Source organism: Stenotrophomonas sp. S49 (assembly GCF_016624905.1).
Taxonomy (GTDB): domain Bacteria; phylum Pseudomonadota; class Gammaproteobacteria; order Xanthomonadales; family Xanthomonadaceae; genus Stenotrophomonas.
Genome location: NZ_JACVUD010000015.1, coordinates 18891 through 44991, shown reverse-complemented (window position 1 = coordinate 44991; position 26101 = coordinate 18891). Strand labels below are relative to the sequence as shown.

Below are 26101 nucleotides of genomic sequence, written 5' to 3'. Positions count from 1 at the left end.
CCCACCCACCCCCAACGCAGACGGTAGATCCACGCCATGCGTGGATGGCGCTTTCCCGACCCAACCCCGGGCAACTCCCCAATACCCCTGCTGACCTCGGCAGCGCAGGCCGTGGTCATGGCCAGCCCCAGACTCAGCTACGGTCGTTACTCCCGCACCGGCAACGTGCACGTTCTGACCACGGTCACCCTGCGCCGTGAACCCTTCTTCGCCGACGCTGCCAACGTGGCGGTCCTGGTCGATGCACTGCGCTTCGTGGAGCGCGCCGGTATCAGCCACAGCCTGGCCTGGGTGGTGATGCCCGACCACTTGAATTGGTTGATGGAGCTGCAGAAGGGCACCCTGGCCGAGTGCATGTCCCTGCTCAAATCCCGCAGCAGCCGCGTGTTGAACCAGCAGCTGGGCCGGCGCGGTGCGCTATGGCAGCACGGCTACCACGACCACGCGGTGCGCACCGATGAGTCACTTCACGAGAAGGCCATGTACATCCTGGCCAACCCGGTCCGTGCAGGCTTTGCGTGCGAGGTGGGGAGTACCCGCACGCGTGGTGCCGTTGGCCGTTGTAATCCGGTGGCGTCGCGCGAAAATCATCCACGCATGGCGTGGATCTACTTGTAGAAATCGCTTCTGCCACCGGGCTGGCGCTTGAACCGCCGATGGATCCACAGGTACTGGTCCGGGGCCTCGCGCACCATCTGTTCGATGGCCTGGTTCACCCGCGTGGTATCGGCTTCCACGTCTTCACTGGGGAAGTTCTCCAGCGGCGCGCCGATCTTCAGGAAATACTTCCCGCCTTCACGACGGTGGAAGTAGGGGATGACCGCGCAGCCGGTCATGCGCGCAAACTGGTGGGTGGCGGTGATGGTGGCCGCGGTATGGCCGAAGAACGGCACGAACACGGTGTCCTTGCCGCGCATGTCCTGGTCGGGGGCATACCACAGGAAGCCGCCCTTCTTCAGGTGGCGCACGGTGGCGCGGATGTCCTCGTTGGCATACATCGCCTTGGCATAGCGCAGGCGGCCGAACTTCACCGCCCATTCGTACACCGGGTTCTTGTGCTTGCGGTACATGCCCGACAGGTCCACGTGGTCGCACAGCAGGCGCCCACACATTTCCAGGGTCATGAAGTGGCCCGACACCAGCAGCACGCCACGGCCTTCGGCCTGCATCTGCTTCAGGTGTTCCAGGCCTTCAATCTGCACCTGCGGGCGGATGCTGTCGATGCTGCCCCACCAGGAACGCGCGCATTCGAAGATGCCCACGCCCAGCGCGTCGAAGCTGTCGCGTACCAGGCGGTTGCGCCAGGCCTCGTCCTTTTCCGGGAAGCACAGCTTCAGATTCACCTCGGCAGCACGGCGGCGGCTGCCGAGCAGGCGCCAGGTGATCCAGCCGACCCCGCGCCCCAGCGCGCGCTGCAGGAACCATGGCAGGCGGGCAATGCCGAACGCAGCGAACATCGCCGCGAACATCGGCCAGTTGCGGGGATCGGCCAGGGACGGGCGGACGGCAGTAGAGGCATCGGACATGCCGTCATTCTACCAACCCCGCCGCGTGTCTTTCCCGGGGGCGTCCCGTATCCTTGCCGCATGCGCAAAGACCCTGTCGAATGGATCCTGCGCGGCCTGTATTCGGCCGTGCTCTACATCCTGCTGCCGATCACCGTGTACCACCTGGTGTGGCGCGGCTTCCGGGTCCGCGAATACTTCCGGCGCTGGGATGAGCGTTACGCCTCCTACCCGCAGCCGACCGGCCAGCCCCGGGTCTGGCTGCACGCGGTATCGGTGGGCGAAGTCAACGCCGCCGCGCCGCTGGTGAACGCGCTGCGCAAGCAGCGCCCGGACATCCGCTGGGTCATCACCACGATCACGCCTACGGGCTCCGAGCGCGTGCGCGCGCTGTGGGGCGATGCGCTCGATCACGTCTACCTGCCGTATGACGTGCCCGGCAGCGTCAACCGCTTCCTGGGTCACTTCCAGCCCAGCCTGGCGCTGATCCTGGAAACCGAGCTGTGGCCGAACATGCTGTTCGGGTGCCGTGACCGCCGCATTCCCGTCTACATCCTCAACGCACGCCTGTCGGCGCGTTCGCTGCGTGGCTACCGTGTGCTGGCCGCACTGATCCGCCGTGCCCTGCGCACCGTGACCTGCGTGGCCGCGCAATCGCAGGATGATGCCGCGCGCTTCGTGCTGCTGGGCGCCGCGCCGGAACAGGTGCAGGCACTGGGCAACCTGAAGTTCGACATCGCCACGCCGGAAGTGCAGCCCTTCATCGCCCAGTTCCACCAGCAGGTTCCGGCCCAGCGGCCAGTGTGGATCGCCGCCAGCACCCATGAGGGCGAGGAACAGGCGGTGATCGACCTGCACCGCCGGCTGCGCCTGCAGCATCCGGATCTGCTGCTGCTGTGGGCGCCGCGTCACCCGGAACGCTTCCCCAGGGTGGAAGCGCTGGCCCGCGATCAGGGCTGGCGCGTGGCCACCCGTCGCGCGCAGCAGTGGCCGCAGGCCGATACCGACGTGTTCGTGATCGACACCCTGGGTGAGCTGATACCGTTCTACGGCTGTGCCCAGGTGGCCTTCGTCGGCGGCAGCCTGCAGGCCATCGGCGGCCACAACCTGCTCGAGCCGGCAGCGCTGGGCACGGCCGCCGTTACCGGCCCGCACCTGCACAACTTCGCGGAAATCTCGCGGCGCATGCGCGAGGCCGGTGCATTGCTGATCGGCGACGACGTGCAGGCCGTGGGCGACCACCTGCAGCACCTGCTGCAGGATCCGCAGGCCCGCGAGGACATGGCCCATGCCGGCTGCACACTGGTCAGCAACGGTCGCGGCGCGCTGCAGCGCACCGTGGCGCTGGTGGAACCGCACCTGCCGCCGCCGCGCGACTGACGCGGCGCCGCGGCGTACTGACGCAAACAGCCGCATAAAGCCTGCTTGATGGCCGAGGTGGTGTCGTAGCTGGCCTGCCTGCGCGGCCGTGCGCGTGTCTTTCATCACAGCGTGGCGCTTGCGCGCCGTTTCCCGATACCGCCGCGCCGTTACCGCTGCCAGCCTGCTGTCGACCACGCTTGGTCGGCATCAAGGAAGCTTTCAATGAACGTCGATGGCGGCAGCACCGCGCGGGGTGGGGTGCGAACCGGCGGTGTACTTGGCACGGATCATGTACTGGTGCTTGCGCTGGCGCTGCTGGTCGGCGGCAGCGTGGTGGCGCTGGTGGGCCAGCACACCGCAGCGCAGGCGGGCCCGGCAATCGTGCTCAGCCTGCTGCTGGCAGCGCTGGGCGCATGGCTGGTGTTGTACAGCCTGCGTGATGCGCTGCGTGCGCAACCCGATGGCAGCGGCCTGCACGATCTGCTGCGGGCGGCCTGGGGCCAGCGCGTGGCCGATCTGCTGCTGTTGGTCCTGGTGCTGGAACTGACCGCCACTGTGGCCGGTGCTGCGCAGTCCGGTGCGCGCCATCTCTACGCGGTCGCGGCCACGCTGGGCGTGGAGCCGCGGCAGTGGCTGCCCGTGCAGGTGGTCGCGGCCGTGCTGGTGCTGGCCACCGCGGCGATGGCGCTGCTGCGGCCGCGTCGCGCGGTGCTGCTGGCCTGTGCGTTGTTGACCCTCAAGTTCGGCATTGGCGCGCTGGTGCTGGTCCTGGCCGCGCGCCACGTGCATTACGCGCACTGGATTCCGTGGTTGCCCAACGCGGTGGCCCCGTACCGCTTCGGCGTGGGTGGGGTGGTCGCCGCCAGTGTGCCGCTGCTGGCGGTGTTTGCCAGCACGGGCCTGCTGCTGGTGGTGGCGCCGCTGGTTAGCCGGCCGCGGCGGCAACTGGTCCTGGCCGTTGGCGTGGCGGTGCCGGTGGGCATGCTCTGGCTGATGGTGCTGGCGGCGCTGCAGTCGGGGCTGGTGGCGTTCCCCGCATTGGCCAGCACGCGGCCGCTGTCGGCGGCCCTGCAGGGGCTCACGCAGCTGCAATGGCTGCTGCCGCTGCTGCCGGCTGCCGGCGCAGCCGGCCTGGCCGCGCTGCAGGTGGTGCTGGTGCTGCTGGCCACAACGCTGTGCCTGCAGCGCTGGGCGGGCGGCGGCGAGCGCCAGCCGTGGCAGCGCGCTGCGGTCATCGCGTGGCTGGGGACAGCGGCGGCGCTGCTGGCGGTGTGGTTGCCCGAAGGGCTGCTGCCCAGCCTGCCGGGTCCGCTGGCGCTGATCGCGCTGGCGGCGGTCTGTGCCGGCCAGATGAAGCAGTCTGGTGCGGCCCGGGTGCGTGCGCCGCTGGCCACCGCGCTGTGCCTGCTGCCGCTTCTGCAGCGGCTGTTCTAAGGGCGGGCAGCACCGCGCAGGCACAAAAAAACCACCCCTGCGGGTGGTTTTTCTGTGCGGCCAGCAACGCCTGCAATCAGCGCGTGGTGGTCGACGGGTTGCCCGCGTCCTGGGTCAGCAGGCGGTTGATGTCCTGCAGCTCGGCCACGTCCAGCGAACCCAGCGACTGGCTCAGCAGCAGGCGGTTCTGCAGGAAGGTATAGCGGGCCTGGGCGTAATCCAGCTGCGCCGAGAACAGGATGCGCTGGTTCTGGATCACGTCCAGCACCGTGCGGGTACCCACTTCCAGGCCGACCTGCGAAGCGTCGTATGCGCTCTGTGCCGAAACCACGGCCAGGCGGCGCGCTTCCACTTCGCTGATGCCCTGCACCAGAGTCTGGTAGGCATTGCGGGTGTTGCGGTCCAGCGCACGCTTCTGCTGTTCGTAGGTGTCCTGGGCGATATCACGCTGCGCCAGGGCCTGGCGCACGCCCGACTGGGTGGCACCGCCGGAGAAGATCGGCACGCTCAGGGTCAGGCCGATGCTGTTGGTGCGGGCATCGGGAGACAGCGAGCCGGCGCCGGTGCTGTCGCCCCAGGTCGCGCTCTTGCCCCAGCTGCCGCCCAGCGACAGGGTCGGGTAGTGACCGCCACGGGCCGCCTGCACGCCGGCTTCGGCGGCGCTGACCTTCAGCTCCTGCGCCTTCAGCGCCGGGTTCTGGCCGCTGGCCTGGGTCACCAGCTCGTCGATGTTGCCACGGTTGGCCGGCACTTCCGGGCGGAAGTCGGCCGGCAGGCCGCGCAGGTTCACCACCGGCTGGCCGGTCAGTTCAGTCAGGGCCTGGTAGTTATCGGCCAGGGTGTTCTGCGCAACGATGGTGTTGGCGCGCGCCTGGTCGTACTGGGCGCGCGCTTCGTGCACGTCGGTGATCGGCGCCAGGCCCACTTCCAGGCGCTTGTCGGCGAAGTCGAACTGCTTCTTCGCGGCTGCTTCATTGGTCTGTGCGGCGGTCAGCGATTCGATCGCCACCAGCACGTTGAAGTAGGCCGCCGAGGTGCGCACGATCAGGCTGTCGTTGGCCGAATCGAGGGTGAAATCCGCCGCCTTGCTCAGCTCACGCTGCGAACGCAGATTGCTGATCTGGGTCCAGTTGAACAGCGTCTGGCTGCCATCGACCGTATAGCTGCGGCGCTTGCTCATCACCGAACCGGAATTGGCATCGGCATTGGCTTCGCTGCGCGTGCGGTTCAGCGCGGCGGTGCCGTTGATCTGCGGCAGCAGGGCAGCGCGTGCCTGCACGGCGCCTTCCTTGTCGTACAGCCGGGTCGATTCGGCAGCGGCCAGCTGCGGGTCACCGTTGCGCGCCATTTCGTAGACCTGCAGCAGGTCGGCGGCATGGGCAGACAACGGCAGCAGGGCAGTGGCCAGCGCAACAGCGAGGGATCGGCGGATCATTGCGGCTTCCTTGGACTCAGAGGTGGAACTGGGGTGCCGGGGCGGCACCGCGCAGGTAATCGATATCGGTCTCGAACAGCGATTCGGTGTTGCCGTCGGCTTTGACCAGCAGCGCTTCCATGGCCGGCGAACGGCCGTGGATCACGAACAGGCGACCACCCGGACGCAGCCACGAGGCGAACTGTGACGGCACCACGTCCACTGCGCCAGTGACACAGATCACGTCGAAGCGGCGATCGGTCTGCCAGGTCAGGGCATCGGCCACCTCCACCCGCACGTTGGTGCCCAGGCCGGAAGCGTCCAGGCGCGCGCGCGCAGCGGCGGCCAGTTCCGGGTCGATTTCCAGGCTCAACACGTCGCGCGCCAGCGCGCCGATGCAGGCCGACAGGAAACCGCTGCCGGTACCGATCTCCAGCACTTCATCACCCGGCTGCAGATCCAGCGCCTGCAGGGTGCGGCCTTCGATCACCGGCTTCATCATCTTCTGGCCGTTGCCGATGGGCAGTTCGACATCGGTGTAGGCCAGCGCACGGCGCGCGTCGGCGACGAAGGCCTCGCGCGGCAGGCGGGCCAGGACGTCGAGCACCTTGATGTCCAGCACGTCCCAGGGACGGATCTGCTGTTCCACCATCAGTTCGCGGGCGTGGGCGTAATCAATCGTCATGAGGTTCAAATCCAGCGCAGTGGGCCGGCCATTTTACCGGTGCCGGAGGCCGGCGGCGCGCCCAGAGCATCAGCTGCCGGGTGGCCGGGGTCGCAGTGCCGGAAGTCATCGCGACCTCCGGTTCGTTCAGGTTGGTGCGTTTCAGTCGTTTCCGGCCCCTCGCGGGGCGTAGGCGCGCAGGAAGAAATCGACGCTGGCGGCCACATGGGTCGTGGCGTCGGTCTCGGCCGGGGACAATGGCATGCCGCACATCATATGCATGTGCACCTCGCCCTTCACCAGAGTCAGGAACTGTTGCCCGGCCTGGGCAAAGTCGTCGATCTGCAGTTCGCCGCGTGCCGTGCGCGAGCGCAGAAACTCGGCAAGCGCCTCGCAGGTGCGCAGCGGGCCGGCCTGCCAGAACAGTTCGCGCAGGCGCGCGTCGGTTTCCGGGGCCATCATCACCCGCTGGATCGACAGCGCCGCGTCCGAGGTGATCAGCTCGAAGAAGGCCACGCCAATGCCCAGCAGCTGGTCACGCAGCGGGCCCTCGGCGTCGGCCACGAACAGCGCATCGGGCAGCATCTCAATGCACTTGGACTGCACCGCCTGCGAGAACAGGGTCTCTTTGTCGCCGAAATGGCTGTAAACGGTCAGCTTCGATACGCCAGCCTGGGCGGCGATGCTGTCCATGCTGACGCCGCTGTAGCCCTGTTCGATGAACAGCACTTTGGCCGCTTCCAGGATGGCAGCGCGCTTGCCCAGGTCCTTTGGACGCCCGGGCCCGGCGGCCTTGGCAGTGGCCTTGGCCGACGGCTTGCGGGAAGTGGGGGAACTCATTGCCGTAATACTAGACCACGCGGTTCGATATTTATACTATACCGGCTGGTTCAATAATGTCCGTGGCGTAACAGAGTGTTGCCGCCGTGGTCCTCCGGATTTCCTTTCAGGTCGTATAGCCATGAAGAACATGCGTTGGGTGGGCGTGGGTGCGCTGGCGGTGGTGTTGGCAGCGTGTGGCAGGCAGGCCGCCGAGCCGACGCCGGCCCTGCCGGTGCTGGTGGTCCACCCGGTCACCCAGGACGGGCAGGCGCCGGCGACCTATCCCGGTGAAGTGCGTGCGCGCCAGGAAAGCCCGCTGTCGTTCCGGGTGGGCGGCAACCTGGTCAAGCGCCACGTCGATGCCGGCGAACGGGTGAAGAAGGGCCAGCTGCTGGCCGAACTGGACGTGGCCGACTACGCCTCGCAGGCAGCGGCATCGCAGGCCCAGTTGGCGGCGGCCGAAGCCGACCTGGTGCGCGCCCGCGATGACCAGAAGCGCTACGCGAAACTGGCCGAAGACCAGTTGGTGAGCCGATCGGCGCTGGACCAGCAGACCGCCGCCTTCAAGGCGGCCCAGGGCCAGGCCAATGCCGCCCGGGCCAATTTGGCCGTGGCCCGCAACCAGGCCGAGTACGCGCAGCTGCGGGCACCGGCCGATGGCGTGATCGCCAGCCGTCAGGCCGAGGCCGGGCAGGTGGTCAGTGCCGGGCAGACGGTGTTCACCCTGGCCGCCGACGGGGGCCGCGAGGTGCTGATCGCCCTGCCGGAAAGCTCGATCCGCGACTACCAGGTCGGACAGGCCGTGCAGGTGGAACTGTGGAACCGCCCGGGCCAGATGCTGCCCGGCACCCTGCGCGAAATCGCCCCGGCCGCCGATGCGCAGGCCCGCACCTACGCCACCCGCGTCAGCCTGGCGCCGGAAGCACTGAGCGAAGTGGAACTGGGCCAGAGCGCACGGGTGTTCGCCACGGCGGGCCGCAGCGGCACGCTGCAGTTGCCGCTGGCCGCCGTGCAGCGCGGCGCCGATGGCCAGGCCAGCGTGTGGGTGGTCAATCCTGCCACCGGCGCGCTGAAGGCGACGCAGGTCAAGGTTGGCGCCTACGGTGCGCAGTCCGTACCGGTGCTGTCCGGCGTAGCGGCGAGCGACTGGGTGGTGGCCGCCGGCGGTCATCTGCTGCGCGAAGGCCAGGTGGTGGCGCCGGTGGACCGGCAGAACCGCCCGGTGCTGGCACCGACTGCGCCCGCCGCCAAGGAACACTGAGCCATGCGCCGCTTCAATCTTTCCGAGTGGGCGCTGGGCAACCGCCCGCTGGTGCTGTTTGCCATGCTCGCCTTCGCCGTCATCGGCGCATGGTCGTACAAGCATCTGGGGCAGTCCGAAGATCCGCCGTTCACCTTCAAGGCGATGGTGGTGCGCACGATGTGGCCCGGCGCCACCGCCGAGCAGGTTTCGCGGCAGGTGACCGAGCCGATCGAGAAAGCGCTGATGAACACCGGCGAATACGAGTTCATCCGCTCGTACTCGCGCCCGGGCGAATCGCAGGTGATCTTCATGGCCCGCGACAGCCTGCGTTCCAAGCAGATTCCCGACCTCTGGTACCAGGTTCGCAAGCGCGTGGGCGATATCCGCGCCACCTTGCCGCGCGAGATCGTCGGCCCGTTCTACAACGATGAGTTCGGCGATACCTTCGGCAACATCTACGCCTTGACCGGCGAAGGCTTCGATTACGCGGTGATGCGTGACTATGCTGATCGCATCCAGCTGGAACTGCAGCGCGTGCCCGACGTGGGCAAGATCGATCTGGTCGGCCTGCAGGACGAGAAGGTCTGGATCGAACTGTCCAACACCAAGCTGGCCACCCTGGGCGTATCGCTGCAGCAGGTGCAGCAGGCCCTGGCCGACCAGAATGCGGTGACCGCCAGCAGCTTCTTCGAAACCCCGACCGACCGCGTGCAGTTGCGCGTGACCGGTCAGTTCGATTCCATCGAGGACATCCGCCGCTTCCCGATCCAGGCCGGTGAGCGCACCGTGCACCTGGGCGACATTGCCGAGATCAAGCGCGGCTTCGCCGATCCCGCCTCGCCGAAGATGCGCTTCATGGGCCAGGATGCGATCGGCCTGGCCGTGGCGATGAAAGACGGCGGTGACATCCTGAAACTGGGTGCCACCCTGGATGCCGAGTTCGAGCGCCTGCAGAAGACCCTGCCGGCCGGCATGCAGCTGCGCAAGGTCTCCGACCAGCCGCATGCGGTGGAAGAATCGGTAGGCGAGTTCGTGCAGGTGCTGACCGAAGCGGTGGTGATCGTGCTGCTGGTCAGCTTCTTCTCGCTGGGCCTGCGCACCGGCCTGGTGGTGGGCGTGACCATCCCGCTGGTGCTGGCGATGACCTTCTTCGTCATGCACTACTTCGACATCGGCCTGCACAAGATCTCGTTGGGCGCGCTGGTGCTGGCACTTGGCCTGCTGGTGGACGATGCGATCATCGCGGTGGAAATGATGGCCACCAAGATGGAGCAGGGCTACGACCGCCTGCGTGCGGCCAGCTTCGCCTGGGAATCGACCGCCTTCCCGATGCTGACCGGCACCCTGATCACCGCCGCCGGCTTCCTGCCGATCGCCACGGCCGCGTCCAGTACCGGCGAATACACCCGCTCGCTGTTCCAGGTGGTGACCATCGCCCTGGTGGTGTCGTGGATCGCGGCGGTGCTGTTCATTCCCTACCTGGGCGACAAGATGCTGCCGGACCTGTTCAATCCGCAGCCGCCCAAGCCCGGCAGTCTGGCTGCACGCTGGCATGCGCGCCGCCTGCAGTGGGCCGACCGCCATCCGGCGCTGGCCCGCTGGATCCTGCCCAAGCAGCACGACCACGACCATGACCCCTACCAGCGGCCGTTCTACACCCGCTTCCGCGCGTTCCTGGACCGTTGCCTGCGCCACCGCTGGTGGGTGATCGCCGCAACCATCGCGCTGTTCGTCGGGTCGTTGCTGCTGTTCCGCTTCGTGCCGCAGCAGTTCTTCCCCGATTCCACCCGCCCCGAGTTGATGGTGGACATCGAACTGGCCGAAGGTGCGTCGCTGGCCGCCACCCAGGCCCAGGCCGACAAGCTGGAAAAACTGCTGAAGGGGCGCGCAGGCATCAGCAACTACGTGGCCTACGTCGGCACCGGTTCGCCGCGCTTCTACCTGCCGCTGGACCAGCAGTTGCCGGCCACCAACTTCGCCCAGTTCGTGGTGCTTACCGACGATGCCAAGGCGCGCGAAAGCACCCGCGACTGGATGCTGAAGGACGTGATCAAGCAGTTCCCGGACGTGCAGATGCGCGTGACCCGGCTCGAGAACGGTCCGCCGGTGGGCTATCCGGTGCAGATGCGCGTGTCGGGTGAACACATCGCCCAGGTGCAGGCCATCGCGCGCCAGGTCGAGGCCAAGGTGCGCGAGAACCCGCACGTGATGAACGTCAACCTGGACTGGAGTGAACCGAGCAAGGTGGTGCGGCTGGTGATCGACCAGGACCGTGCACGCGCGCTGGGGGTGAGCAGTGCCCAGGTCAGCCAGTTCCTCAGCAGTTCGCTGTCGGGCATGAGCGTGAGCACCTATCGTGAAGGCAACCGCCAGATCGAGATGCTGCTGCGGGGACCGGACAACGAGCGCGCGCAGCTGGACCTGCTGGGCAGCCTGGCCATTCCGACCAGCGGCGGTACCGCAGTGACCCTGTCGCAGGTCGCGCGCCTGGAGTACGCCTTCGAAGACGGCATCATCTGGCACCGCAACCGCCTGCCGACGGTCACCGTGCGTGCGGACATCAGCGATGGCATGCAGGCGCTGGATGTGGTGCAGCAGATCGTGCCGACCCTGGATGGCATCCGTGCCGGGCTGCCCAGTGGCTACCTGCTGGAAACCGGCGGTTCGGTGGAAGACTCCACCCGCGGCCAGGATTCGATCAAGGCCGGCATGCCGCTGTTCCTGATCGTGGTGGCCACCCTGCTGATGCTGCAACTGCGCAGCTTCTCGCGTGCGGCCATGGTACTGGTCACCGCGCCGCTGGGCATCATCGGCGCGACGCTGTTCCTGCTGCTGTTCCGCGCACCGTTCGGCTTCGTCGCCCTGCTGGGCACGATCGCGCTGGCCGGCATGATCATGCGCAACTCGGTGATCCTGATTGATCAGATCCAGCAGGACATCGATGCCGGGCACGACCGCTGGCACGCCATCATCGATGCCACCGTCCGCCGCTTCCGCCCGATCGTACTGACCGCGCTGGCCGCGGTGCTGGCGATGATTCCGCTGTCGCGCAGCGCGTTCTACGGCTCGATGGCGATCTCGATCATGGGCGGCCTGATCGTCGGCACCGTACTGACCCTAGTGTTCCTGCCGGCGCTGTACGCCGCCTGGTTCCGGGTGAAGCCGGACGAATCCGGGGCATGACGCCCCGGGTTTGTGGCCACCGCCTCTGGTAGGTGCCAACCTTGGTTGGCACGCATGGCCGCATCCACGCATGGCGTGGATCTACTGCTTCGGTGGCACGGGTTGGGGCATCCACGCATGGCGTGGATCTACCCGTAGAGCCACCCCATGGGTGGCTGCGCGCAATATCCGAAGAAGGCCGGATCAGGCCAGCTTGGCCAGCACCGCGTCGGTGGCGGCCGCCGTGCTCACGGCTTGGCCCTTGGCGGCCAGGTCGGCGGTGAATACGCCGTCGTCCAGCACCGCATGCACGGCCGCTTCCACGGCGGCGGCTTCTGCTTCCAGCCCCAGCGAATGGCGCAGCAGCATCGCCGCGCTGAAGATCGTCGCGTAGGGGTTGGCAATGCTCTTGCCGGCGATATCCGGCGCCGAACCATGGATCGGTTCGTAGATGCCCACTGCGCCCGGTTCACCCAGCGACGCCGACGGCAGCAGCCCCAGCGAGCCGGCCAGCATCGAGGCCTCATCGGTGAGGATGTCGCCGAACATGTTCTCGGTCACGATCACGTCGTACTCGCGCGGCTTGGCCAGCAGGTGCATGGCCATCGAATCGACCAGCTGGTGCTCCAGCGCAACGTCCGGGAATTCCTCGCGACCGATGCGTGCGGCCACGTCTCGCCACAGGCGCGAGGTTTCCAGCACGTTGGCCTTGTCCACCGAAGTGACCTTGCCACGGCGCTGCCGGGCCAGGCGGAAGGCGCTGCGCAGCACGCGCTCGATCTCGGTCACGGTGTAGCGGCACAGGTCGCTGGCGCTGTCGGCGTCGCGGGTCTTGTCGCCGAAGTAGATGCCGCCCGTCAGTTCGCGCACCACCACGAAGTCCACGCCCTGCAGCAGCTCGGCCTTGATCGGCGAGGCGTGCAGCGCGGCTTCATGGGTGCGCACCGGGCGCAGGTTGGCGTACAGGCCCAGCGCCTTGCGGATCGCCAGCAGGCCCTGTTCCGGGCGCACCTTGGCATTGGGGTCGGACCACTTCGGGCCACCCACCGCGCCCAGCAGCACGGCGTTGGCCGCCTGGCAGGCGGCCAGAGTGGTGGCCGGAAGCGGCTCGCCGTGGCGGTCGATGGCGATGCCGCCGATATCGTGCTCGCTGAAAGTGAAGGTGTGGTTGAAGCGTTCGGCGACGGCCTTCAGGACGGCAACCGCGGCAGCGGCCACTTCCGGGCCGATGCCATCACCGGGCAGGACAACAATCTCAGCGTGCATGCTCACTCTCGTAACGTTCGATTTCAGGGACACGGCCCAACAGATACCCCAACTGGTCCACGCCTTCCAGCAGGCAGGTCTGCGAGAAGCCATCCAGCGGGAAGGAATACACCCGGCCATCGGGCGTGCGCAGCTCGCGCGCGGCCACATCGATGGTCAGCTCGTCGTCGGGGCGCTGCATCAGCGCCTGCACGTCGGCTTCGTCCAGCACGATCGGCAGCAGGCCGTTCTTCAGCGAATTGCCGCGGAAGATATCGGCGATCTCGCTGCTGACGATGGCGCGCAGGCCCAGGTCGGTCAGCGCCCAAGGCGCGTGCTCGCGCGAAGAACCACAGCCGAAGTTGCGGCCCGCCAGCAGGATGCTGCGGCCGGCGTTGTGCGGCTGGTTGAAGGCGAAGTCGGCCACCGGCGCACCGTCGGCCTGCCAGCGCCAGTCATTGAACGCGTTGCGGCCCAGGCCAGCGCGCTCGGTGGTGGACAGGAACCGCGCCGGGATGATCTGGTCGGTGTCGATGTTGGTCTGCGCCAGCACCACGCTGGACGAGGTCAGGGTACGGAAACCGGCCATCACGCCACCTCCTGTGCGAACAGTTCGCGGGTATCGGCCACCCGGCCCTTCACCGCGGCCCAGGCCGCGCTCATCGGCGAGGCCAGCAGGGTGCGCGAACCGGGGCCCTGGCGGCCCTCGAAGTTGCGGTTGCTGGTGCTCACGGCCAGCTGGCCGGGGGCAACCAGGTCACCGTTCATGGCGATGCACATCGAACAGCCCGGCTCGCGCCATTCGGCACCGGCGGAACGCACGATCTCGTGGATGCCTTCGGCCTCGGCCTGGCGCTTGACGATTTCCGAACCCGGCACCACCAGCATGCGCACGCCGTCGGCCACGTGGCGGCCCCGCAGCACCTGCGCCACTTCGCGCATGTCGCTCAGGCGGCCGTTGGTGCAGGAGCCGACGAACACCACGTCCACCGGCGTACCGGCCAGGGCATGGCCGGGCTGGAAGTGCATGTAGTCCAGGCCCTTCTGCGCGGCGGCATCGTTGGCGGCCGGAATGGGCGCGTCCACCGCGATGGCGGTGCCCGGGTGGGTGCCCCAGGTCAGGGTGGGGCGGATGTCGGCAGCGTTGATGCGCACTTCGCTGTCGAAGCGTGCGCCGTCATCGCTGCGCAGCTGCTGCCAGCGCGCCACGGCGGCATCGAAGTCGACGCCCTTGGGACCGCGCGGGGTGTTGGCGACGAAGTCGAAGGTGACCTGGTCGGGGGCCACCATGCCGGCGCGCGCACCGGCTTCGATGGACATGTTGCACAGGGTCATGCGCTGTTCCATGTCCATCGCTTCGATGGTGCTGCCACGGAACTCGATCACATGGCCGGTGCCACCGTTCACGCCGATCACGCCGATGATGTGCAGCACCACGTCCTTGGCGCCCACGCCCGGCGCCAGCGGCCCGTCGACGGTGATCGCCAAGGTCTTGGCCTTGCGTTGCAGCAGGCACTGGGTGGCCAGCACGTGACCCACTTCGCTGGTGCCGATGCCGAAGGCCAGCGAGCCGAACGCACCGTGGGTGGAGGTGTGGCTGTCACCGCAGACGATGGTCATGCCCGGCTGGGTGAAGCCCTGTTCCGGCGCGATGACGTGGACGATGCCGCGGTTGTCCGAGGCCATGTCGAACAGCTCGATGCCGTACTCGGCGCAGTTGCGCGCCAGGGTGGCCACCTGCGCTTCGGAGGCGGCGCTGGCATAGGGCAGCTTGCCGTCGGCACCGGCCGGCAGGGTCGGGGTGGAATGGTCCATCGTTGCCTTGGTGCGGTCCGGGCGGCGCGGCGCCAGGCCGCGCGCGCGCAGCTCGGTGAAGGCCTGCGGCGAGGTGACCTCGTGGATCAGGTGCAGGTCGATGTACAGCACGGCGGGGGCGCTGTCGGATTCGGGAACCACCACGTGGGCGTCCCACAGTTTGTCGTACAGGGTGCGGGGTGCGGAAGTCATGCGTATGCCTGGCAGAAGTACGAGATAGCGAACATCAGTAAAGAATATGAAACGGTCAAGTCAGCGGCGGCGGGCGAGCACGCGCAGGCGCACGTAGTCGGCCAGTGGCTGGCCCGCGGCGTCACGCGGCAGGTCATCCAGCAGGGCCGCTGCGGCCTCGCGCACGGTAGCGCGGGCGTGGTCCGGCAGGTCGTCCAGCAGCGGCGCGGCGAACACCCGCAGCCAGCCGGCCACGCCGGTCGGCAATGCGGTGGGGCGTGGCGTGGTTTCGATCAGCTGCACCTGGAAGCCGTGCTGGCGCAGGCGATCGGCGTAGCTGTCAGCGGTCGGGAAGTACCACTGGAACGCGCTGGCGCCGTGGCCGTGGGCCACGCGCGCGGCCTGCACTGCGGCGATGATCGTGGCCACGTTGCCATGGCCGCCGAATTCGGCGACGAAGCGGCCACCCGGGCGCAACGCCCGTCGCACGCCTTCCAGCACGCGGTCGGGGTTGCCCATCCAATGCAGCGCAGCGTTGCTGAACACCGCATCGAATTCACTGTCGAAGGCCAGCGCGTGGCCGTCCATCACCTGTGCATCGACGCCGCGCGCGCGGGCGGCGATCACCAGCTCGGGGGAGGCATCCACGCCGTGCAGGCGGGCGCCGCTCAGTGCCAGTTCGGTAGTGAGCACGCCATCGCCACAGCCCAGGTCCAGGATGCGCTCGCCGGCGCGCGGGTCGAGCAGGCGCGCAACCGCACCGCCGAGCAGCGGCACGAAGCCGGCGTCGATCGCATAGTCCTGGGCATTCCACTGCTGGCCGGCCGAGGCCGTGGTGGGGGTGTCGAAGGCGCTCATCTCACAGTCCTCAGGCGGTGGCGGGGGTCGCGGTTTCGGCGGTGCTGGCGGCGGCCTGGCGCTGGCGCAGCAGGCGGTTGGCTACATCCAACCAAGCCAGTGCCGAGGCTTCGATGATGTCCTTGCTGGTGCCGGTACCGTCGTACTCGACGCCCTCGTGGCGCACGCTCAGGTTGGCCTCGCCGCGCGCATCGGCGCCGATGCCCACGCTGTGCACCTGGTAGCTGTCCAGCATCAGCTGCACGCCGGTGGCGGCTGACAGCGCGCCAAACAGCGCGTCGACCGGGCCATCGCCCTGCGCGGTCTCAGCCACGCGGTTGCCTTCCGGGTCGGACAGTTCCACCAGGGCATTGGCACGGCTGCCGACATCGCTGATGGTCATCGAAGCCAGGCGATAGCCTTGCGCGTTGGAACCGCCCTGCATCAGGGTCTGCAGATCGGCATCGGTCACTACACGCTGCTGTTCGCACAGGCCCTTGAACTGCTCGAATACCAGCTTCAGCTCGTCTTCTTCCAGCCAGAAGCCCAGCGCACGCAGGCGCGATTCGACGGCGGCGCGGCCGCTGTGGCGGCCCAGCACCATCTGCGAATCTTCCCAGCCCACGTCTTCCGGACGCATGATTTCGTAAGTTCCGCGGTGGCGCAGCATGCCGTGCTGGTGGATGCCCGATTCATGGGCGAACGCATTGGCGCCCACGATGGCCTTGTTGCGCTGTACCGGCATGCCGACCAGGCGCTGCAGCAGCTGCGAGGTGCCGACGATGCGCGGGGTGTTGATGGCGGTGTCCTGCTCGTAGAACGCCTGGCGCACCTTCAGCGCCATGGTGATTTCTTCCAGCGAGCAGTTGCCGGCGCGTTCGCCGATGCCATTGATCGTGCACTCGACCTGGCGTGCGCCGCCTTCGACGGCGGCCAGCGAGTTGGCCACGGCCAGGCCCAGATCGTTGTGGCAGTGCGCGCTGAAGATCACGTTGGCCGCGTTCGGTACATCGGCCACGCCGGCGATCACCTGCTGGAACATCGCGCGGATTTCTTCCGGGGTGGTGAAGCCCACGGTGTCGGGCAGGTTGATGGTGGTGGCACCGGCGGCGATGGCCACCCGCGAAACTTCAATCAGGTAGTCCAGCTCGGTGCGGGTGGCATCTTCGGCGGAGAACTCCACGTCGTCGATATACGAGCGCGCCAGGGTCACGTGCTTGCGCACCGATTCCAGTACCTGCTCGCGGGTCATGCGCAGCTTGTGTTCGCGGTGCAGCGGGCTGGTCGACAGGAACACGTGCAGGCGCGGGTTGGCCGCAGCTTCCAGGGCACGCGCCGAGGTTTCGATGTCGGCCTGCAGGCAGCGCGACAGCACGGCCAGGGTCAGGCTGGGGCGGCGCAGCTCACGGCCGATCAGGGCCATCGCTTCGCGGTCGGACTGCGAGCTGGCCGGGAAGCCGGTCTCGATGATGTCCACGCCCAGTTCGTCCAGCGCACGCGCCATCACCAGCTTCTGCGGCGGGCTCATGCTGCAGCCGGGGGACTGCTCGCCGTCACGCAGGGTGGTGTCGAAGATGCGGATGCGCGGGGTGGTAATTCGTTCGATGGTGGTCACAGGGAAATCTCCTCGACAGCGGGCGCTGCGGCTTGCAGGTGGGAAGGGGAAGGGGAAGCGGTGGGGACGCTGGCCTTGGCGGGCGAGCGCGGTGGCGTTCGGTTGGCGTCGGTGCGGCGCCTGCGCGGTTTGCGCGGCGGCCGCGGGCGGACGTCGGTGAGCAGGCCGGCCAGGACACCGGCGTCGATGTTGCCGCCGGACACCACCGCACACTTGCGGCGGCCGGCCACGCGGCGCCCGGCGGCCAGCGCCAGCGCACCGGCGCCTTCGGCGATGATGTGTTCTTCCAGCGCCAGGCGCACCAGCGTTTCGCGCAGTTCGGCTTCGCGCACGATCACCACGTCGTCCAGCAGCGAGGTGCACAGGCGGCGGGTCAGGAAGCCGGGAATCTTCACCCGCACACCGTCGGCCAGCGACGGCACCGGTGCGATCTCGCGCACGTCACCGCTGATCGCACGGGCCATGGAATCAACGCCCTCGACCTGCGCGCCGATCACGCGCACGCCCTGCGATTTCAGCGCCAGCGCCACGCCGGACGCCAGGCCGCCGCCGCCGATCGGCACGATCACCACATCCATGGCGTGGGCGGCCAGTTCGATGCCGACCGTGCCCTGGCCGGCAATCACGTCGGCATCGTCGAACGCCGACAGGAAACGGTAGCCGTGGCGCTGCGCCAGTTCCACGGCGAATGCGTAGGCCTCGTCATAGCTGTTGCCATGCTGGCGCACCGTGGCGCCCCAGTGGGCGACGCCGGCGATCTTGGTGGCCGGTGCGCCGTGCGGCATCACGGTGATGGCCGGCACGTCCAGGCGATAGGCGGCCCAGGCCACGCCCTGGGCGTGGTTGCCGGCCGAGGCGCAGATGACCGGCCGGGTATCACCGCGTTCGCGGCCGGCCAGCAGCGCGTTCAGCGCACCACGCACCTTGTACGAACCGGTGCGCTGCAGGTTTTCCAGCTTCAGCCAGGTGCCGAAACGCTCGGCATGGTGCAGCGGGGTAGGCGGCAGGAAGCGGCGCAGGCGGGCCTGCGCAGCCAGTACGTCGGCAACGCTTACGTCGCCGACATCGCTTTCGGTGCTGGCATCAGCGGCCGGCATGGGCCACCTGCGGGCGGCGGCACTGCGCCGCATGCGCGAACGGGCGGCGAAGAAGACGCCCCCGTACCGGCACCGTGGTTTCTACGGTACAGGTGTTCATCATGCGGCTCCTTCCAGTGCGGTGATCTGCACCGATACGCAGTCGTAGATCTTTTCGATCTGCCGGCACAGCGTTTCGGCCGGGCGCTGCCCGTCCACCACCAGCTGCAGGTGCCAGCGGCCTTCGTCGCTGTCTACCGGCGCGCCGCTGATCGCGCGCGGCGCGAAGCCGCGGCGTTCGGCCATGCCGATCACGCGCAGCAGCGCGCCCTCGGCCGGGTGCAGCACCAGGTCAAGCCGGTATTGCATTGGGGGTCTCCTGGCGGGCGTGGGCGGGGTTGCTTTCCAGCATGGTGCTGTTGGCGGTGTTGGGCGGTACCAGCGGCCACACGTTGGCGCGGGCGTCGATGGCCACGTGCAGCAGTGCCGGGCCCGGCTCGGCCAGCAGCGCGGCCAGCCCACCTTCCACGTCGTCGCGGGTGTCGATGCGGGTGGCGGCAATGCCGAACACCTTGGCCAGGGCCACGAAGTCCGGGTTGTCGGACAGGTCGATCTCGCTGTAGCGCTCGGCAAAGAACAGTTCCTGCCACTGCCGCACCATGCCCAGCGAACTGTTGTCCAGCAGCACGATCTTCACCGGCAGGCGGCAACGGGCGATGGTGGCCAGTTCCTGCACGTTCATCATGAAGCTGCCATCGCCGGACACCAGCACCACGGTGCGGTCGGGGCTGGCGAACTGCGCACCCATCGCTGCGGGCAGGCCGAAGCCCATGGTGCCCAGCGCGCCACTGGTCAGGTGGTTGCGCGGGTGGTTGAAGCGGCAGTGCTGGGCAACCCACATCTGGTGCTGGCCGACATCGCAGGCGATTACCGCATCGGACGGGGCCAGTTCGCTCAGTCGCTTCAGCAGCGCCGGGGCGTAGATGTGCTGGCCCGGCGCGTCGTAGCGGGCAGCAAAGCGATCGCGGTGCTGCGCACAGCGCTTGCGCCATGCGTCCTGGTGGGCCTTGGGGGAGGGGAAGGCCGCACGCAGGGCGCGGATGGCATGGCCCACGTTGCCGGGCACGGCGACATCGGCGCTGCGCAGCTTGGAGATTTCGTACGCGTCGGCATCGATGTGGACCACGCGGGCGAACGGGGCGAACTCGGCCAGCTTGCCGGTGGCACGGTCATCGAAGCGTGCACCCAGCACCAGCAGCAGATCGCTCTCCTGCACGGCCATGTTCGCCGCACGGGTGCCGTGCATGCCCAGCATGCCCAGCGACTGCGGGTGCTGCGGGGGCAGCGCGCCCAGGCCACGCAGGGTCATCACGGTGGGGATGGCGCTGGCCTCGACGAAGTCGCGCAGGTCCTGCACGGCCTCGCCCAGGGCAATGCCACCGCCGGCGTAGACCACCGGCTTTTCGGCCGCGGCCAGCGCGGCGATGGCTTCGGCAATGACCGCATCGGCAGCGGCCGCCGGCGGTTCAACGCTGGCCGGTACATGGGCGGGCAGGTGGCTGGCATCGGCCAGCTGCACGTCCTTGGGCAGGTCGATCAGGACCGGGCCGGGGCGGCCTTCGCGGGCGATGCGGAAGGCGTCGGCCACCACGCGCGGCAGGTCATCGACGCTGCGCACCAGCCAGCTGTGCTTGACGATGGGCATGGTCAGGCCAAACACATCCAGTTCCTGGAAGGCATCGGTGCCCAGCAGTGGCGTGCCGACCTGGCCGGTGATGCAGACCATGGGCACCGAATCCAGCATCGCATCGGCGATGCCGGTCACCAGGTTCGACGCGCCCGGGCCGGAAGTGGCCACGCAGACGCCGACCTGGCCGCTGGCGCGGGCAAAGCCGTTGGCTGCCAGTGCCGCGCCCTGCTCATGGCGCACCAGGATGTGCTTCAGCGCCGAATCCACCAGCGCGTCGTAGAACGGCATGATGGTGCCGCCCGGGTAACCGAACAGCGTACGGACACCCTCGGCCTCCAGCGCCTGGGTCAGCCAGCGCGCGCCGTTGGGCGGCGCGCTGCGGTGTGTGGAAGAGTTCATGGGGGAACCTTGCAAAGCGGGTGGGGGAGGGCCGCGTGGTTACGCGGCCTGTCCTTGCAACCAGACCATCTTGGCGCGCAGTTCCTTGCCTACCTTTTCGATCGGGTGCTCCAGGTCGGCCTGCTTGAACTTGTTGTAGTTCGGCAGGCCCGCTTCGTACTCGGCCACCCAGTTCTTGGTGAAGGTGCCGTCCTGGATGTCCTTCAGGACTTCCTTCATGCGCTCCTTGGTGCCGGCGTCGATCACCCGCGGGCCGCTCACGTAGTCACCGTACTGCGCGGTTTCCGAGATGAATTCCAGCATGCGCGAGATGCCGCCTTCGTAGAACAGGTCCACGATCAGCTTCAGTTCGTGCAGCACTTCGTAATAGGCGATTTCCGGCTGGTAGCCGGCTTCCACCAGGGTTTCGAAGCCGGCCTGCACCAGCGCCGAGGCACCGCCGCACAGCACCGCCTGTTCGCCGAACAGATCGGTTTCGGTTTCTTCCTTGAAGGTGGTCTGGATCAGGTTGGCGCGCGCGCCGCCCAGGCCGGCTGCATAGGCCTGCGCGTGCTGCGCGGCCTGGCCGCTGGTGTCCTGGTAGACCGCCCAGATGCACGGCACGCCACGACCGATCTCGTATTCGCGGCGCACCAGCGCGCCCGGGCCCTTCGGCGCGACCAGCACCACGTCCAGGTCGGCGCGCGGCTCGATCATGCCGTAATGCACGTTCAGGCCGTGGGCGAACAACAGGCAGGCGCCCTGTTTCATGTTCGGCGCCAGCACCTCGTTGTAGAGCTTCTTCTGCACCATGTCCGGGGTCAGCACGGCCACCAGATCGGCATCCTTCACCGCATCAGCCGGGGCCACCACGGTGAATCCATCGGCCTGGGCCTTGGCTTCGGTCGGGCCACCCGGGCGCAGGCCTACCACCACGTCGAAGCCGGATTCGCGCAGGTTCAGTGCGTGGGCGCGGCCCTGGCTGCCGTAACCGATGACGGCGATCTTGGTCTGGGGCAGGGAGTTGGTGCTCATGGGGGAGGTTCCTTGGCTGGGAAGAAAAAAGACGGCCGGCAGTCGAAGCGACGTACCGGCCGGTCAGGGGAAAACGGGGGAGGAGGCGCCGCGCATCGCACGGGCACAGCCACCACGGCAGGGCGTGGTGGTGCAGGTCCGGGTTTTGCGCGAGGCGGTGTGCATGGTCGTGGCTGGATGGTTGAGTGGTTGCGTGTGAAACCAGGTCCTGAAATGAAAAAACCCGCACCTGGGTGGGTGCGGGTTTCTGATCGAGTTCCGGTGTGTGTTGTCTGCTTACACGCTGGCTCGTCCCGCACCTGTGGGCTGGCTAATAAGTACGAGCACGAGAAGCGAACGCAGCGATGCGGCGCCGGGATCGGCGGCTTCAGTGGCGGTTCGCAGGGGCGGGTGGCGTTGCAGCATGGGATCGAGAGAAACATAGCCATTTCGGCGGTGTCAACCCTGGCAACGGGTTTTTCATCGGTTTCGCCTGTATCTGGCGAAAAGGCTTGCGGCACAAGGACGGTTGCTGCTGAAAGTGTTTCGGTGAACCGGAATTCACTCTTTTCAGCGGGTTTTTTGCGCGGATTTGCAGGTGATTTCGCCCTGCGCCCTGGATTCACCGACGCCCGCAGCCGTGCAGGCATCCCGCCCAGGTAGGTGCGGACCTTGGTCCGCACCTACCGAAACCGACGGCCGTGCGGACCAAGGTCCGCACCCACCCAAGTACCGCCGCCCATGACCTCTGCCCGATTCCGGCTGCCGCCCGAAGCGGCGAAGATCAGGTCACCACCCTTCCATCGGACCCCAACCGTGTCCCGACGCCTTGCCCGTTCCCTGCTTGCCGCTGCCGTGCTGGCCGCGGTCCCCGCCGTGTCCAGTGCCGCCGACCGCATCACCGGCCAGACCTTTGCCACCCGCTCCGAAGTGATTGCCCCGCACGCCATGGCGGCCACCTCGCAGCCGCTGGCCACCCAGATCGCGCTGGACGTGATGAAGGGCGGCGGTTCGGCCGTCGATGCCGCCATTGCCGCCAACGCCGCCCTGGGGCTGATGGAGCCGACCGGCAACGGCATCGGTGGCGACCTGTTCGCCATCGTCTGGGACCCGAAGACGAAGAAGCTGTACGGCTACAACGGCTCGGGGCGTTCGCCGAAGTCACTCACCCTGGCTGAATTCCAGCGCCGTGGCCTGAAGGAGATCCCCGCCACCGGTCCGCTGCCGGTATCGGTGCCCGGTGCGGTCGACGGCTGGTTCGCCCTGCACGACCGCTTCGGCCGCAAGCCGATGGCCGACAATCTGGCCCCGGCCATCCGCTACGCGCGCGAAGGCCACCCCGTGGCCGAAGTGATTGCCTATTACTGGGATCGTTCGGTGCCGCGCCTGTCCAAGTACCCCGGCTTCACCGAGCAGTTCACCATCGACGGTCACGCCCCGCGCAAGGGCCAGATGTGGAAGAACCCGAACCTGGCCGACACCCTGCAGAAAATCGCCGACGGTGGCCGCGATGCGTTCTACAAGGGCGACGTGGCGCGCACCATCGGTGATTACTTCAAGGCCAACGGCGGTTATCTCACTTACCAGGACATGGCCGACCACCACGGTGAGTGGGTCGAACCGGTCAGCAGCAACTACCGCGGCTATGACGTGTGGGAACTGCCGCCCAACAGCCAGGGCATTGCCGCGCTGCAGATCCTCAACGTGCTGGAAGGCTACGACTTCTCGAAGATTCCGTTCGGCTCACCCGAGCATGTGCACCTGTTCGTGGAAGCCAAGAAGCTGGCGTTCGCCGATCGCGCGCGCTTCTATGCCGACATGGCCTTCCAGCCAGCGCCGGTGCAGAAGCTCATTTCCAAGGATTACGCCGCGCAGCGCCGCGCGCTGATCTCGATGGACAAGGCACTGAAGGAAGTGCAACCGGGCACGCCCAAGCAGCTCGAACAGGGCGACACGATCTACATGACCGTGGCCGACAGCGACGGCATGATGGTCTCGCTCATCCAGTCCAACTACCGTGGCATGGGCAGCGGCATGGCACCGCCGGGGCTGGGCTTCATCCTGCAGGACCGCGGCGAGATGTTCGTGCTGCAGAAGAACCATCCCAACGGCTATGCGCCGGGCAAGCGCCCGTTCCAGACCATCATTCCGGCCTTCATTACCAAGGACGGCAAGCCGTACGCCAGCTTCGGCGTGATGGGCGGAGCGATGCAGCCGCAGGGCCATGCGCAGATCGTGATGAATCTGGTGGACTTCGGCATGAACCTGCAGGAAGCCGGCGATGCGCCGCGCATCCAGCATGAGGGGTCCACCGAGCCCACCGGCCAGGCCACGGCCATGAGCGATGGTGGCGAAGTGAACCTGGAAACCGGCTTCCCCTATGAGACCGTGCGCGCACTGATGCGCAAGGGGCACCGCGTGGTGTTCGCCGATGGCCCCTATGGCGGTTACCAGGCGATCCTGCGTGATCCGGAAACCGGTGTGTACTTCGGCGCCTCGGAAAGCCGCAAGGATGGCCAGGCGGCGGGCTACTGAGCCCGCCTGTGCTCTAATACGCAGCAAGAAGCGGGGGTACCGTGGCCAGTGGCCGCGGTTGAGACAGTCCCTTGGAACCTGATCCGGTTCATACCGGCGTAGGGAAGCTTTGCAGTGCGACCGTGCCCGGAGTCCGCCCAAGGACCGTCCGGGCGCGGTGCGCAGTGCGCCGCCGCTTCGTCCCTGACCTTCCTGGACGATGCCCGATGAACGCACAACCTTCCGATCTGCAGCAGCAGGCCCAGCAACTTTCCGCCTCCGTGACCCGACCCATTGCCGGCTCTCGGAAGATCCACGTGGCCGGTTCACGCCCGGACCTGCGCGTGCCCATGCGCGAGATCGCCCTGACCCGCACGCCCACCTTGTTTGGTGGCGAAGAGAATCCACCGTTGACCGTGTACGACACGTCCGGTGCCTATACCGATCCGGACGCGCGCATCGACCTGACCACCGGCCTGCCGGCGCTGCGCCGTGCCTGGATCGAAGAGCGGGGCGATACCGAGCAACTGGACGCGCTCAGTTCGCGCTTCGGTCGCGAACGCGAGCACGATCCAAAACTGGATGCGGTGCGCTTCCCAGCATGCAGCCTGCCGCGGCGCGCGCGGGCCGGTGCCAACGTCACCCAGATGCATTACGCACGGCGCGGCATCATCACCCCGGAAATGGAGTTCGTGGCGATCCGCGAAAACCAGCGTCTGCAGGAAATCCGCGACAGCACGTTGCTGCAGCAGCACGCCGGTGAATCCTTCGGTGCATCCATCCCGAAGATCATCACGCCCGAGTTCGTACGCGATGAAATCGCCCGCGGCCGTGCCGTGCTGCCCAACAACATCAACCACCCCGAAAGCGAGCCGATGATCATCGGCCGCAATTTCCTGACCAAGATCAACGCCAACATCGGCAACAGCGCGGTGTCCTCCGGCATCGCCGAAGAAGTGGAAAAGCTGGTGTGGGCGATCCGCTGGGGCGGCGACACGGTGATGGATCTGTCCACCGGCAAGCACATCCACGAAACACGTGAGTGGATCATCCGCAATTCGCCGGTGGCCATCGGCACAGTGCCGATCTACCAGGCGCTGGAAAAAGTGGACGGGCGCGCCGAAGCACTCACCTGGGAAATCTTCCGCGACACCCTCATCGAGCAGGCCGAACAGGGCGTGGATTACTTCACCATCCACGCCGGCGTGCTGCTGCGCTACGTGCCACTGACCGCCAAGCGGGTCACCGGCATCGTCAGCCGTGGCGGTTCGATCATGGCCAAGTGGTGCCTTGCCCACCACAAGGAGAATTTCCTCTACACGCACTTCGAGGAGATCTGCGAAATCATGAAGGCCTACGACGTGACCTTCTCGCTGGGCGATGGCCTGCGCCCGGGCTGCATTGCCGATGCCAACGATGCCGCGCAGTTCGGTGAACTGGAAACGCTGGGCGAGCTGACGAAGATCGCGTGGAAGCACGATGTGCAGACCATGATCGAAGGGCCCGGCCATGTGCCGATGCAGCTGATCAAGGAAAACATGGACAAGCAGCTGCGCGAGTGTGGCGAAGCGCCGTTCTACACGCTGGGTCCGCTGACCACGGATATCGCGCCTGGCTACGACCACATCACCAGCGCCATCGGCGCAGCCATGATCGGCTGGTTCGGCACCGCCATGCTCTGCTACGTCACGCCCAAGGAACACCTGGGGCTGCCCAACCGGCAGGATGTGCGCGACGGCATCATGGCCTACCGCATCGCCGCCCACGCCGCCGATCTGGCCAAGGGCCACCCGGGTGCACAGGTGCGTGACAACGCGCTCAGCAAGGCGCGTTTCGAGTTCCGTTGGGAAGACCAGTTCCATCTGGGCCTGGATCCGGAAAAGGCCAAGGAATTCCACGACGAGACACTGCCCAAGGACGCACACAAGCTGGCCCACTTCTGTTCGATGTGTGGCCCGCACTTCTGCTCGATGAAGATCACCCAGGACGTGCGTGAATACGCCGAGAGCGGCATGCAGGAAAAGTCAGCGCAGTTCCGCGCCGCCGGTGCCCAGGTCTACCAGCAGGGCTGAAATGGTAGCGCCGGGCCTGCCCGGCGAGCGCAGCGGTAAACACGAACCGCTGCGCTCACCCGGCACCG

At 67.4% G+C, this 26101-nt stretch carries 19 protein-coding genes, 1 pseudogene and 1 riboswitch; of the genes and pseudogenes, 7 read left to right on the top strand and 13 right to left on the bottom strand.

Annotation, left to right across the window (positions count from 1 at the left end):
* Positions 1–117 precede the first annotated feature (117 nt).
* Positions 118–566, top strand: a pseudogene (locus IAE58_RS05515) (transposase).
* A 42-nt stretch (positions 567–608) separates the two neighbouring features.
* Here IAE58_RS05515 and IAE58_RS05510 read toward each other — a convergent pair.
* Complete coding sequence (locus tag IAE58_RS05510; protein WP_108754091.1) at positions 609–1526, bottom strand: LpxL/LpxP family Kdo(2)-lipid IV(A) lauroyl/palmitoleoyl acyltransferase; 918 nt, start codon at positions 1524–1526, stop codon at positions 609–611.
* 60 nt (positions 1527–1586) lie between these two features.
* On the opposite strand from IAE58_RS05510, the gene waaA reads away from it, so the two are divergent.
* Both waaA and IAE58_RS05500 read left to right on the top strand, forming a co-directional pair.
* Positions 1587–2885, top strand: coding sequence for a lipid IV(A) 3-deoxy-D-manno-octulosonic acid transferase (gene waaA / locus IAE58_RS05505; protein WP_199932885.1), 1299 nt, complete (start codon positions 1587–1589; stop codon positions 2883–2885).
* Between the two features lie 204 nt (positions 2886–3089).
* On the top strand, positions 3090–4301 hold the full coding sequence (locus IAE58_RS05500) for an amino acid transporter (protein WP_199932884.1): 1212 nt from the start codon (positions 3090–3092) through the stop codon (positions 4299–4301).
* A 76-nt stretch (positions 4302–4377) separates the two neighbouring features.
* Here the strand turns inward: IAE58_RS05500 and IAE58_RS05495 are convergent, their stop codons facing one another.
* The 3 genes from IAE58_RS05495 to IAE58_RS05485 all read right to left on the bottom strand — a co-directional run bounded on the left by IAE58_RS05495 (position 4378) and on the right by IAE58_RS05485 (position 7219).
* Positions 4378–5736: a TolC family outer membrane protein gene (locus tag IAE58_RS05495; RefSeq protein WP_108754088.1), complete on the bottom strand. Its 1359-nt coding sequence runs from the start codon at positions 5734–5736 to the stop codon at positions 4378–4380.
* A 16-nt stretch (positions 5737–5752) separates the two neighbouring features.
* Positions 5753–6400 (bottom strand): protein-L-isoaspartate O-methyltransferase, encoded by a 648-nt coding sequence (locus IAE58_RS05490; RefSeq protein WP_164272149.1) that lies wholly within the window; start codon positions 6398–6400, stop codon positions 5753–5755.
* A gap of 141 nt (positions 6401–6541) precedes the next feature.
* The gene (locus IAE58_RS05485; protein ID WP_164272152.1) at positions 6542–7219 is read right to left on the bottom strand and encodes a TetR/AcrR family transcriptional regulator; all 678 of its coding nucleotides are present in this window, start codon (positions 7217–7219) and stop codon (positions 6542–6544) included.
* A gap of 121 nt (positions 7220–7340) precedes the next feature.
* Between IAE58_RS05485 and IAE58_RS05480 the strand changes: the two genes are divergently transcribed.
* A complete protein-coding gene (locus IAE58_RS05480; RefSeq protein WP_199932883.1) occupies positions 7341–8462 on the top strand; it encodes an efflux RND transporter periplasmic adaptor subunit in 1122 nt (373 codons plus the stop codon).
* A gap of 3 nt (positions 8463–8465) precedes the next feature.
* Positions 8466–11627 carry an efflux RND transporter permease subunit gene (locus IAE58_RS05475; RefSeq protein ID WP_199932882.1) on the top strand — a complete coding sequence of 1054 codons (3162 nt, stop codon included), beginning with the start codon at positions 8466–8468 and terminating at the stop codon, positions 11625–11627.
* Positions 11628–11810: 183 nt separating this feature from the next.
* On the opposite strand, the gene leuB is transcribed toward IAE58_RS05475, so the two are convergent.
* The 9 genes from leuB to ilvC all read right to left on the bottom strand — a co-directional run bounded on the left by leuB (position 11811) and on the right by ilvC (position 21468).
* The gene (leuB, locus tag IAE58_RS05470) at positions 11811–12872 is read right to left on the bottom strand and encodes a 3-isopropylmalate dehydrogenase (protein ID WP_199932881.1); all 1062 of its coding nucleotides are present in this window, start codon (positions 12870–12872) and stop codon (positions 11811–11813) included.
* A complete protein-coding gene (gene leuD, locus IAE58_RS05465; RefSeq protein ID WP_108754081.1) occupies positions 12862–13440 on the bottom strand; it encodes a 3-isopropylmalate dehydratase small subunit in 579 nt (192 codons plus the stop codon). Before leuD ends, leuB begins: the two co-directional genes overlap by 11 nt.
* Positions 13440–14858 (bottom strand): 3-isopropylmalate dehydratase large subunit, encoded by a 1419-nt coding sequence (gene leuC / locus IAE58_RS05460; protein ID WP_199932880.1) that lies wholly within the window; start codon positions 14856–14858, stop codon positions 13440–13442. Before leuC ends, leuD begins: the two co-directional genes overlap by 1 nt.
* 60 nt (positions 14859–14918) lie before the next feature.
* Positions 14919–15695 (bottom strand): class I SAM-dependent methyltransferase, encoded by a 777-nt coding sequence (locus IAE58_RS05455; protein WP_108762836.1) that lies wholly within the window; start codon positions 15693–15695, stop codon positions 14919–14921.
* A gap of 10 nt (positions 15696–15705) precedes the next feature.
* Positions 15706–17289, bottom strand: a complete 1584-nt coding sequence (locus IAE58_RS05450) for a 2-isopropylmalate synthase (protein ID WP_199932879.1) — start codon at positions 17287–17289, stop codon at positions 15706–15708.
* Positions 17286–18386, bottom strand: a complete 1101-nt coding sequence (locus IAE58_RS05445) for a threonine dehydratase (RefSeq protein ID WP_199932878.1) — start codon at positions 18384–18386, stop codon at positions 17286–17288. Before IAE58_RS05445 ends, IAE58_RS05450 begins: the two co-directional genes overlap by 4 nt.
* 99 nt (positions 18387–18485) lie before the next feature.
* Complete coding sequence (locus IAE58_RS05440) at positions 18486–18734, bottom strand: ACT domain-containing protein (RefSeq protein WP_199932877.1); 249 nt, start codon at positions 18732–18734, stop codon at positions 18486–18488.
* Complete coding sequence (ilvG, locus tag IAE58_RS05435) at positions 18718–20454, bottom strand: acetolactate synthase 2 catalytic subunit (RefSeq protein ID WP_199932876.1); 1737 nt, start codon at positions 20452–20454, stop codon at positions 18718–18720. Before ilvG ends, IAE58_RS05440 begins: the two co-directional genes overlap by 17 nt.
* Before the next feature lie 39 nt (positions 20455–20493).
* Positions 20494–21468 carry a ketol-acid reductoisomerase gene (gene ilvC / locus IAE58_RS05430; RefSeq protein ID WP_108754076.1) on the bottom strand — a complete coding sequence of 325 codons (975 nt, stop codon included), beginning with the start codon at positions 21466–21468 and terminating at the stop codon, positions 20494–20496.
* A 795-nt stretch (positions 21469–22263) separates the two neighbouring features.
* Here ilvC and ggt point away from each other — a divergent pair.
* Positions 22264–23982 (top strand): gamma-glutamyltransferase, encoded by a 1719-nt coding sequence (ggt, locus tag IAE58_RS05425; protein ID WP_199932875.1) that lies wholly within the window; start codon positions 22264–22266, stop codon positions 23980–23982.
* Positions 23983–24004: 22 nt separating this feature from the next.
* Positions 24005–24105, top strand: a riboswitch (TPP riboswitch).
* Positions 24106–24188: 83 nt separating this feature from the next.
* Entirely contained in the window at positions 24189–26033 is a 1845-nt protein-coding gene (thiC, locus tag IAE58_RS05420) for a phosphomethylpyrimidine synthase ThiC (RefSeq protein ID WP_199932874.1), read from the top strand.
* Positions 26034–26101: the final 68 nt, after the last annotated feature.

What these genes read in the sequence shown, in the direction of transcription:
- IAE58_RS05510 (WP_108754091.1), bottom strand. Translation starts at nt 1,526, where the DNA reads ATGTCCGATGCCTCTACTGCCGTCCGCCCGTCCCTGGCCGATCCCCGC.
- waaA (WP_199932885.1), top strand. Translation starts at nt 1,587, where the DNA reads ATGCGCAAAGACCCTGTCGAATGGATCCTGCGCGGCCTGTATTCGGCC.
- IAE58_RS05500 (WP_199932884.1), top strand. Translation starts at nt 3,090, where the DNA reads ATGAACGTCGATGGCGGCAGCACCGCGCGGGGTGGGGTGCGAACCGGC.
- IAE58_RS05495 (WP_108754088.1), bottom strand. Translation starts at nt 5,736, where the DNA reads ATGATCCGCCGATCCCTCGCTGTTGCGCTGGCCACTGCCCTGCTGCCG.
- IAE58_RS05490 (WP_164272149.1), bottom strand. Translation starts at nt 6,400, where the DNA reads ATGACGATTGATTACGCCCACGCCCGCGAACTGATGGTGGAACAGCAG.
- IAE58_RS05485 (WP_164272152.1), bottom strand. Translation starts at nt 7,219, where the DNA reads ATGAGTTCCCCCACTTCCCGCAAGCCGTCGGCCAAGGCCACTGCCAAG.
- IAE58_RS05480 (WP_199932883.1), top strand. Translation starts at nt 7,341, where the DNA reads ATGAAGAACATGCGTTGGGTGGGCGTGGGTGCGCTGGCGGTGGTGTTG.
- IAE58_RS05475 (WP_199932882.1), top strand. Translation starts at nt 8,466, where the DNA reads ATGCGCCGCTTCAATCTTTCCGAGTGGGCGCTGGGCAACCGCCCGCTG.
- leuB (WP_199932881.1), bottom strand. Translation starts at nt 12,872, where the DNA reads ATGCACGCTGAGATTGTTGTCCTGCCCGGTGATGGCATCGGCCCGGAA.
- leuD (WP_108754081.1), bottom strand. Translation starts at nt 13,440, where the DNA reads ATGGCCGGTTTCCGTACCCTGACCTCGTCCAGCGTGGTGCTGGCGCAG.
- leuC (WP_199932880.1), bottom strand. Translation starts at nt 14,858, where the DNA reads ATGACTTCCGCACCCCGCACCCTGTACGACAAACTGTGGGACGCCCAC.
- IAE58_RS05455 (WP_108762836.1), bottom strand. Translation starts at nt 15,695, where the DNA reads ATGAGCGCCTTCGACACCCCCACCACGGCCTCGGCCGGCCAGCAGTGG.
- IAE58_RS05445 (WP_199932878.1), bottom strand. Translation starts at nt 18,386, where the DNA reads ATGCCGGCCGCTGATGCCAGCACCGAAAGCGATGTCGGCGACGTAAGC.
- IAE58_RS05440 (WP_199932877.1), bottom strand. Translation starts at nt 18,734, where the DNA reads ATGCAATACCGGCTTGACCTGGTGCTGCACCCGGCCGAGGGCGCGCTG.
- ilvG (WP_199932876.1), bottom strand. Translation starts at nt 20,454, where the DNA reads ATGAACTCTTCCACACACCGCAGCGCGCCGCCCAACGGCGCGCGCTGG.
- ilvC (WP_108754076.1), bottom strand. Translation starts at nt 21,468, where the DNA reads ATGAGCACCAACTCCCTGCCCCAGACCAAGATCGCCGTCATCGGTTAC.
- thiC (WP_199932874.1), top strand. Translation starts at nt 24,189, where the DNA reads ATGAACGCACAACCTTCCGATCTGCAGCAGCAGGCCCAGCAACTTTCC.